7 protein-coding genes are annotated in these 9,235 nt (G+C 56.8%); 5 read left to right on the top strand and 2 right to left on the bottom strand.

The annotated features are described in order from the left end of the window. Positions 1 to 228: 228 nt before the first annotated feature. The 5 genes from PF446_RS01050 (at position 229) to PF446_RS01070 (ending at position 6,271) form a co-directional block, all read left to right on the top strand. A complete protein-coding gene (locus PF446_RS01050; protein WP_298068832.1) occupies positions 229 to 483 on the top strand; it encodes an accessory factor UbiK family protein in 255 nt (84 codons plus the stop codon). A gap of 183 nt (positions 484 to 666) precedes the next feature. Continuing rightward, positions 667 to 2,175 (top strand): YifB family Mg chelatase-like AAA ATPase, encoded by a 1,509-nt coding sequence (locus tag PF446_RS01055; protein WP_298068834.1) that lies wholly within the window; start codon positions 667 to 669, stop codon positions 2,173 to 2,175. A 296-nt stretch (positions 2,176 to 2,471) separates the two neighbouring features. Beyond that, positions 2,472 to 4,259, top strand: coding sequence for a sodium:proton antiporter (locus tag PF446_RS01060; protein WP_298068836.1), 1,788 nt, complete (start codon positions 2,472 to 2,474; stop codon positions 4,257 to 4,259). 88 nt (positions 4,260 to 4,347) lie between these two features. Then, positions 4,348 to 5,559 carry a putative peptide maturation dehydrogenase gene (locus tag PF446_RS01065; RefSeq protein WP_298068838.1) on the top strand — a complete coding sequence of 404 codons (1,212 nt, stop codon included), beginning with the start codon at positions 4,348 to 4,350 and terminating at the stop codon, positions 5,557 to 5,559. A gap of 409 nt (positions 5,560 to 5,968) precedes the next feature. After that, positions 5,969 to 6,271 (top strand): NHLP-related RiPP peptide, encoded by a 303-nt coding sequence (locus tag PF446_RS01070; protein WP_298068840.1) that lies wholly within the window; start codon positions 5,969 to 5,971, stop codon positions 6,269 to 6,271. Positions 6,272 to 6,386: 115 nt separating this feature from the next. On the opposite strand, the gene PF446_RS01075 is transcribed toward PF446_RS01070, so the two are convergent. Together PF446_RS01075 and PF446_RS01080 are read right to left on the bottom strand one after the other, a co-directional pair. After that, positions 6,387 to 9,041, bottom strand: coding sequence for a putative peptide modification system cyclase (locus tag PF446_RS01075; RefSeq protein WP_298068842.1), 2,655 nt, complete (start codon positions 9,039 to 9,041; stop codon positions 6,387 to 6,389). Positions 9,042 to 9,046: 5 nt separating this feature from the next. Continuing rightward, positions 9,047 to 9,235, bottom strand: a 189-nt coding sequence (locus PF446_RS01080) for a hypothetical protein (RefSeq protein WP_298068844.1), incomplete at its 5' end; no start/stop codon positions are given.

The following is a 9,235-nucleotide window of genomic DNA, read 5'->3' on the forward strand; positions in this document are numbered from 1 at the left end:
TCGGCCAGCGCTTCGCGAACGTCGTCGAGCTTGAATGGCTTGATGATGGCGGTAATCAGCTTCATGCGGGGATCTCTTGGAGGAACAGGTCTATACCGACACTATAGCGGCTGTCCTGCATGGACGGCACGAACGCGTAGGCTAAACCCTACAGTCTTTGGTGCATTCCGCCGATGGCATAGCTATGGTGTTAAGTCCACACTGATCTCTTGAAGCACGAGGTGACGCATGATTGATGTCCCGTCCATTGACGCCCTTGCGCGGCGACTGGCGGAGGCCGTTCCTCCTGGATTTACGCAGGCACGCGAAGATCTTGCGGCCAACTTTCGCGATGTTCTGGCACAAGGCCTGCGCCGCCTCGACCTGGTGACCCGCGAGGAATTCGATGTCCAGCGGCAGGTATTGTCGCGCACGCGCGAACGCGTTGAACAGTATGAAAAACGCATCACGGAACTCGAGTCCCGCCTATCCAGCAAAAATTGAGACCACAGACCACCGCCTCCCGGGAGACCGCCCCCGATCCGTCACCTCACCCCGTGTTCAAGATCGGGGGCGGATTTTTCCCCGGCAAGACTCCGTGGTTACCGCGTGCAGGGAGCACATCGCAATGGAAGTACCGGCTGATACTGTCGCCGGCATGTCTGGGTTCATGGCCCTGCAGTGGCCATGAGTCTGTCTGTCATACTGAGCCGCGCCCAAGTCGGCGTTAGTGCACCGCAGGTCATGGTGGAGGTCAATCTTTCCGGAGGCCTTCCCAACACCTCGATTGTCGGTCTTCCGGAAGCTGCCGTTCGTGAAGCACGGGACCGGGTGCGCGTGGCGATACAGAACACCGCCTTCGAGTACCCCAATCGACGGGTCACCGTGAACCTGGCCCCCGCCGAGCTGCCCAAGGATGGAGGTCGTTTCGATCTGGCGATCGCGCTGGGTATCCTTGCGGCTGGCAACCAGGTGCCCCGCGAGCGGCTTCGTGATTGCGAATTCCTGGGCGAACTGGCACTGACAGGGCAATTGCGCCCCGTCACCGGCGTACTACCGGCACTGATGCAGGCCGGTAAACGTCGGCGCCGCGTGATTGTCCCGCGTGCCAATGCCGCCGAAGCCGCGCTTGTCAGCGATGGCGACGTGCTGGTTGCGGATACGCTGGCTGAAGTCTGCGCCTGGCTACGCGGTGGCGAACAGCTGCCCCGCCCGGATACAGCCGATGGCATTGTCTTTGATACCGAGGCTGTTCCTGACCTTGTCGACATCCGTGGTCAGCTGCAGGCACGCCGTGCCCTGGAAGTTGCTGCAGCCGGAGGCCACCATCTGTTGCTGGTCGGCCCGCCGGGTAGCGGCAAGACCATGCTGGCCGAACGCCTTGCCGGCATCCTGCCCCCCATGGATGAATCCGAAGCCCTGGAAACCTGCGCAATACGTTCTATAGCCGGGGAGACATTGGACCCCTCCCGTTGGCGCCGACGCCCATACCGGGCACCTCATCACACCGCTTCGGCAGCAGCACTGGTCGGCGGTGGATCGCATCCCCGGCCTGGTGAAATCTCCCTTGCGCACCACGGCGTGCTGTTTCTGGATGAACTACCCGAATACGAACGCCGCGTGCTTGAAGTCCTCCGGGAACCACTTGAATCGGGCCGCATCATGATCTCACGGGCGGCACGCCATTCCACTTTTCCCGCCCAGTTCCAGCTGGTCGCAGCCATGAATCCCTGCCCTTGCGGGTATCACGGAGATCCTGGCGGGCAATGCCGATGCACGCCGGACCAGATAGCCCGCTACCGCGGGCGCCTGTCGGGCCCCTTGCTTGATCGCATCGACCTTCAGGTCGAGGTGCCGCGTGTACCGCTGTCCGAACTGACCACCCCACGCAAGGATCATGACGAGGACAGTGCTTGCGTTCTAAAGCGCGTGATTGCTGCCCGTCGCCAGGCCCTGCTTCGTGCGGGTCGTCCCAATGCAGAGATCAGCACAGGTGAACTTGAACGCGATTGCGCCCTTGGCACCAGCGAAAGATCCTGGCTGCAGACGACACTGGAAAAACTGCATCTTTCCGCGCGGGCCTACTACCGGGTACTGCGGGTCGCACGCACACTCGCCGACCTGGACGGTTCGGCAGCCTGCGTGGGGCGGGAGCATCTGGCCGAGGCCCTGCACTTGCGTCGCATGGATGTCTGAACAAATCCAGGCGCAAGCTGCCATCCGCAATCATGGATTGATCATGGAGTCCGGGGCTTTGTGCAACCCTGCGCACAGAAAAGGCCTGCGAACGTACAAGACGGGATGATCCAGTCCGAGGGTCTGGGTTCCCGCCGCAAGACCGGCACCCCGTCATCGTTTGTCCCAACTGGCACCAACCGCTGCCGAGGCGGGCCATCTTGCCTTGCGGCTTGTGAACGCCTGGGAAAGACGCATGCCCTGGTCCGAATCCAAGTACCATCGTGATGCGTTGGTTCCAAGGGAAAACTCCGCACGTGACTGTCAATCTCGCACTGATGTTCGCGTTTCTGCTGGTGATCGGTTTTGTAGCCCAGTGGCTGGCCTGGCGCGTCAAGTTGCCCGCCATCTTGTTCCTGCTCCTGGCCGGCATCCTTCTCGGCCCCATCAGCGGTTTGGTCCATCCTGACGCTCTGCTCGGCAAGTGGCTTTTCCCGATGGTCTCGCTGGCTGTCGCGCTGATCCTATTCGAAGGCAGCATGACCCTGCGTTTCCACGAGTTGCGCGGAATCGGCCGTGCGGTGCGCGGCCTGGTCAGTTATGGCGCTGTTGCTGCATTGCTGATGCTGGCCGCTGCGGCTCACTGGATCGTCGGGATGGACTGGCCCCTGGCTCTTTTGTTTGGAGCACTCGGCTGCGTTACAGGCCCAACTGTGATTGTGCCGATGCTTCGCACGTTGCGTCCCGATGCCAAGGTTGCCAATGCTTTGCGCTGGGAAGGCATCATCATCGATCCGCTCGGTGCACTCTTCGCCGTACTGGTTTTTGAAGCCATCATCTCGCGTGAACAAGGTCATTCGCTGGGCGTGTTTGCAGCAACCATCGCCAGCGGCGTCGTCATCGGCGTGGTCGGTGCCAGCTTGCTTGCGGTACTACTGCGCAGACACCTGATACCCGAATACCTGCAAAATTACGGCACCATGGCAGCTGTTCTGGGAGCCTTCGTGCTTTCCAACGCCGTGACGCATGAATCGGGCCTTCTCACGGTCACCATCATGGGTATCGTCATCGGCAACCATCGCGATGTGCACATCGACCACATCATGGATTTCAAGGAAGACCTTTCCACGCTGCTGGTCTCCATGCTGTTCATCATCCTGGCCGCTCGCCTGAGCTGGCCCCTGCCTGACGGCATGCTGGTCAGCGGAAGCCTGGTTTTCCTTGTCGCTCAGTTCATCATTCGCCCGGTATCGGTATGGCTGGCCACTTTGGGCAGCACGTTGAACTGGCGCCAACGGGCGCTGATGGGCTGGGTTGCGCCGAGGGGAATCGTGGCTGCGGCCGTTTCCGCGCTGTTTGCCCTGCGTTTGGAATCACTCGACATGCCCGGTGCCAACGGCCTGGTACCGCTGATCTTCATGTTGATCATCGGTACCGTCGTGGTCCAGAGCGCCACGGCGCGAAGCCTCGCACAATGGCTGCGCGTGGCCGAGCCCGAACCCGACGGTGTGCTGGTCTTTGGCGCCGATCGTGTTTCCCGCGCCGTTGCCTCGGCGTTGGCCGCAGCCGAGATTCGAGTGCTTTTGGTCGACGATGACTGGGATGGCATTCGCACGGCGCGCATGCAGGGGCTGGATACCTTTTTCGGAAGCCCGACCTCCCAGCACGCTGACCATCACATGGACCTGACCGGCATCGGACGGCTGCTGGCCATGTCCACTCGCCGCGAGCTGAACTCGCTTGCCGTGGTGCACTATCGCCAGGAATTTGGCCGTGAAAGAGTGTACCGGCTGCGCAATCTTGCGCCGGAGGAACGTCATGACCGTCGCAACTTCGCGGGGAATCTTCTGGCGCCCGCCCTGTTCGGCGAAGGCATGACTCATGCCCGCTTTGCCGAAATGCTCGAAGCCGGCTGGTTTATCAAGTCCACCCGCCTGACCGAAACCTTTGACTGGCCCCATTTCATCGAGAAATACGGATCGCAATCCGTGATGCTGTTCGGTATCGATGAGCGTGGTGCCTTGCGGGTCGTCTCGAGCAAGCGAGAAATCGAACCGAAGTCAGGATGGACCGTCATTGTCCTGGTCCCGCCTGCAGATGCATGAACGTAAACGGCTCATGATACGTTTGACCTGTCCACTGGTATCGTTTACATCAACTGTCAGCTTGTTCCGCTGACTCCGGAGCCCGTCCATGCGCATTCGCCGCCGCCGTATCTGTTTCGTGCAGATTGCCGATCAACTGCTGCCCGATCTCGGCGCCCTTTTCAGCGGCGAACTGAAAATGCGCGCCCAACCCCAGGTTGAACTGTTGTGCCCGATCAGCGGAGAAAGAATCCGCGTTTACGGCCACGAGATGGAATTTCTTTCCGGTCTGCCCTCGGATACATGGACCGAGTCCGGGACAAGCATCCAGGCCGGTCACATTGCGGCCCATCAACTTCAGGACATGGCCCAGAGACACGTGATCCTGACAGACGACGAAGGTGACAGCATCAGCCGCCGTATACTGGAGGCCGAGGACACCATGCAGCGTATCGGCTGGTACGACCTTACGGCGATGTACCACGCCATGACGCGCTGGTCTGGCATGGCCGACGATGTCGCAACGCGTGAACATACGCCCGAAGCACATCGGGCTCGCTTGACCGATGTGGCTGAGATGCACGGCCCTCCACCAGCACATTTTCCGCGTCGCGAGGATGCAATATCGAGGCATCAGCTGGTACGCCCGGCCTTCGACACGCCGTTGGCCCATATCCTGCGTGCGCGTCGCACCACACGCGTATTCAAACGCGAAGCCACCCTGCCGCAGGCGGATCTTGCGCATATGTTGTATGGCTGCTTCGGTGCGATTGCCACCCGAGAATTTGCACCCGGAGCCACTGCCGTCAAACGCACCAGCGCGTCTGGTGGCGGTCTCACTCCAATCGACCCGTATCCATTGATCATGCGCGTGGAAGGACTGGAACCGGGGATCTACCACTACGACATGGGCAGCCACGCGCTCGAGCTTCTCAAACCCATGCCAGAAGACGCAGTACGTGAACTGGTCATGGGAGTCACCGCCGGCCAGAATTACTTTACAGATGCACAAGCAGTAGTCGTACACGTCGGTCGATTCGACCGACACCACTGGAAATACCGCAGCCACGCCAAGGCGTACAAGGCCCTCTTGATGGATTCGGCGCACCTGAGCCAGACCTTCTACCTGCTGGCTACGGAGCTCGGTCGTGGTGCGTTTTACACCGCGGCTATCAACGATGCTGACCTGAGCGATCACCTGGATCTGGACCCGGTAGGAGCCGCACCTTTCGGCATCAACGGGCTGGGGGTGAAAGCCAGTGAATCGAACGAAGAAGCTTTGCATTTCAACCCGGAGCCGTATTCGCCAAGCCTGGAATGATGCAAGGCAAAACCGGCATTATGGACATATACAACCCCAACGTGTCGGCCACCACAAAGCTTCAATGCACCGGTCATCCTGTGGAGATTATGCAATGATGAATGAATCAAGGACGTAAACTGATCCCGTGGCGCCGCAGCCGCGTCACGCGATCCGCGAGCGAGTACGCAAAGTTTCAAGCCGGAAATATATTTTCTCTATTTCGGTCTGGAACATAGCGTATTCATTTCGGGTCTTCGGCGCCCTGCCGAAAGGACGAACAGTGCGCAGTGCATGCTTGAATAGTGATCATGCACACGGTTTGCGCACATCAAGGGATTGAAACTGTAACCAAGGCTGCGATTGTCCAACCCGTGCGTGTCCACGCACATGTCGTACGCTGAAAAACCCAACCCTGAGGAGATTCACCATGTTTGATCAAACCATCACCAACACCACCTTTGATTCCGCTGCCGCCATGGCTTCATTCAACGGTACCAATACCCTTGCGCACGCTTTCATCGAGCGCCTGGCCACGGATGACGCCTTCCGTGCAGAGACCGTTGCCGATCCGGTGGCTGCGACCGCAAAATACGGATTCTCCGTTGACCGTAGACAGTTGCCTGAAGGTGGGATCACCCTGCCGCCGAAAGCCGTGCTTGCCGAGCACATGAACATGATCGCTGAACAGTTCGCGGCTTCCAGCAGTGTGGTCGTGGCATTCAGACTGTAACATCCAAAAATCTAATTAAGATGTAATTAGGACCGCAACCTTGCGGTCCTTTTTTTACTTTTTAAAATTATTATACAATATTTGATTTAATGAATCAGTTTTTATCCAAACAATACTATTTATCACCCGAGTCTGATTTAAGAATGGACTTTGCGCGACGGATATATGGATTATTGAAAGAAGCAAGCTTCCAATTATCAAGGAAAGTACTTGCCAAGTTTGATGCTATATTTTTGTTCCTTTTATTCATGAAATCTGCTGCATCCAACAATGCTACGTTCCACTGAATAGCCCGAGAGCAGATTCCAAACTGATTTTCATCAATCTGCCCAAACGCCAATGTCCGCTTTTGAATTACTCTTTGGTATGCCTTGTAGGCTCCTTTTTCACCTGCGGCCGCTTTGGCTCTGGCAATAATTTCCAACAACTCCCACAATGGGTGTGAATCAGCTGATGTAACGATCCGCACGGCTTTTTTTGCATTTCCATTATGAAGCGCAATTTCAGCTTCTGTAATAGCTACTAATTGCGAACGGATTGGATAACCACGTAACTGGTTGTGGGCACTTGCAACCTTTATCGCTTTCTTGGCCAAGCGCTCATCCCCCATACGCGCCGCCCATCGAGCAAAAGATGCAACGACTGTGGGATAGTCATAAGAAAAATTCATTGCTTTTTTAGCGTTCATCACTAGCAACTCATTTAAGGATTTCTGCACTGTATGTAGCGCATCTTTGTCACGTCCTTGCCCCCACAAAACGCCTACCAAATCAATCCTCAGTGCCCAACCTTTTGCATCTGCGACGTCCGGAGTTATGGTATCCAGCGTATGCCTGAGACCACTTTCGGCTGACGCCAGATCACCTTGGTCTGCTTGTACAAGCGCCCGCCGCACTGCGAGACTGACCATCGTATTGGAACCGCTTGGTACCCCAGCCAGAAATTCAGATGCTGCGCCATAATCCCGTTTTTCGACATATGCATCTGCCAAAGCAAGAAATGGGCCTCTGAAACCGGAACTGTAAGCCTGCTTAAGATTTTTTATTGATTTACTTATATTTCCTGTTGCTAAATCACATACACCCAAAACATATGTAGATATCATGGCTTGAGCTTGTGGAAGACTTGCAGCATGTTTTAGATATGGGATCGCAGATTCGCAATCATTTAGATAACCCGCATAATACAGGCCCGCATTGTGCGAACCTGTTGGATCATCCGGATACAAGTCAGCCACCACTTTCCAGGCAGCGACAATCGCTGTGTCCGGATCATTCAAATTTGCTTGATCCGCCCGTATTTTTATTTTTTCAAGTGGATCCAGCCGATCTATATTTTTCAGCGCTGACGCCAACGATTTTTTCGCAGAAACCTTTAGACCCATTGAAATATAGTTGACTCCTTGCAACATATAGGCCGATGCAAATTTCGGATCAATGCTTAATGCTTGCGCCAGGAAATCCAGAGATAAATGGTAGTCTCCGTGATTACCGGCTTTGCTTGCCAATGCGTACGCTCGCAAGGCTTGCAGACTGGATGTTGTGACCTGAGCAAGGGAAGCGCTGTTCATCTTGATTTGAGCGATCGATTCTCCCAAATAGGCCCTGAGTTTCTTAGAAATTACGCCAACAGCGTTGACGATGCCATCTTCACTCGTTGCATTTGCTACCAACAGCTTCATGACCCTCTTGTTCTTCGGATCAATAATCTCTGCTTGTAACTGAAATCCAGAACCATAGTTGACGATGAGTGGAACAATGAGCGCTTTGGCATTGTCCCTGACGGCGACCTGTGTACCCAACGCTCTATTGATAAGCACATTTTTTCCAAGCTTCATCCGCGACAGTGTCTGTTGCACCTTGGTTGCCGGGATCACATTCACGTAGCGCGATTGCCTAAGACCGATTCGCAAAGCACTTTCGATCGCCTCTCCGTAACCGGTACTTCCCGTTTCATTGACAGCATTCGCGATCACCACCCAGTCGCGGGCTTTAAAGCCAATTTGTGGAGACGGTCGCAGGAACCACCACAGTCCGATACCCAAAACGGGGACAAGCACAGCACTAGCCGAGATGTGAGTGCTGGCGCGACGCCACCAGGGCTGGATGCGTTGCGCAACGCTTCGGTTCATTGGCACCGCGAGGGGGGCGACATCAACCTCCCCGACCTCGATGACTTCGGTCAACTCGGCGACACCGCGAATACGGTAGCGCCCGTAGGATTTCCAGAGGACGTCGGTGCTGTCCTCTTCGATCTCCTCACGCCCGCGTCTTGCGATAGTTGCAGCCACACCGGTCAACAGGATCTGTTGCGGTCGCGCCAGTGTGGCCAGGCGTGCCGCAATTGGTTTGGCCAGACCTTCGACCTCGATCGGCTTGGCCCCACGACCGATGTCCTCGGGGCTGTTTTCCCACATCATCACGTCGCCGACATGGATGCCCACGCGGGCCCGGATGCTGACCCCTTCGGCTTCAGACATGTAGCGCAAGCCCCGTTGGTAGGCCAGCGCGAAGGCCACCGCCTGTGTCGGTCGCTCGAAAAGCAACAAGTAGCCGTCCGTCTTGTCGATTTCTCGGCCGTCGTATTGATCGACCAGTGCCCGAGTCATCCGGTCGTGCTTACGAATCAGCGCGGCGGCTTGACGATCCCCAAGGCGATCGATCAGTGCGGTTGAATCGGCCAGGTCACAAACCACCATGGTGCGCAGGACGGGTTGCCCTGCTGTCGATCGCTCGCGCCGGTATTCGCGTAGATCGAGAGGCTCGGCCATCGTCGTTACAGCTCGGGATCGGTGAGGCCGGCAACCTGCCAGCCATCTCCGCCAATGGCTTTAACGCTGTGCAGCGCACGGTCCATGTCGCCATACCACATGGACCAGCCATCAATGAGTTCACACATCCCGCCACCAATACTGACGGTGACAAACAGGTCCGGTTCCCCGAAATCTCCAAATCCAAGACGGCG

This window comes from Oleiagrimonas sp. (assembly GCF_027858935.1).
GTDB lineage: Bacteria > Pseudomonadota > Gammaproteobacteria > Xanthomonadales > Rhodanobacteraceae > Oleiagrimonas.

Excerpts from the sequence above, each read along its gene's own strand:
- PF446_RS01050 (WP_298068832.1), top strand. The coding sequence starts at position 229 with ATGATTGATGTCCCGTCCATTGACGCCCTTGCGCGGCGACTGGCGGAG.
- PF446_RS01055 (WP_298068834.1), top strand. The coding sequence starts at position 667 with ATGAGTCTGTCTGTCATACTGAGCCGCGCCCAAGTCGGCGTTAGTGCA.
- PF446_RS01065 (WP_298068838.1), top strand. The coding sequence starts at position 4,348 with ATGCGCATTCGCCGCCGCCGTATCTGTTTCGTGCAGATTGCCGATCAA.
- PF446_RS01070 (WP_298068840.1), top strand. The coding sequence starts at position 5,969 with ATGTTTGATCAAACCATCACCAACACCACCTTTGATTCCGCTGCCGCC.
- PF446_RS01075 (WP_298068842.1), bottom strand. The coding sequence starts at position 9,041 with ATGGCCGAGCCTCTCGATCTACGCGAATACCGGCGCGAGCGATCGACA.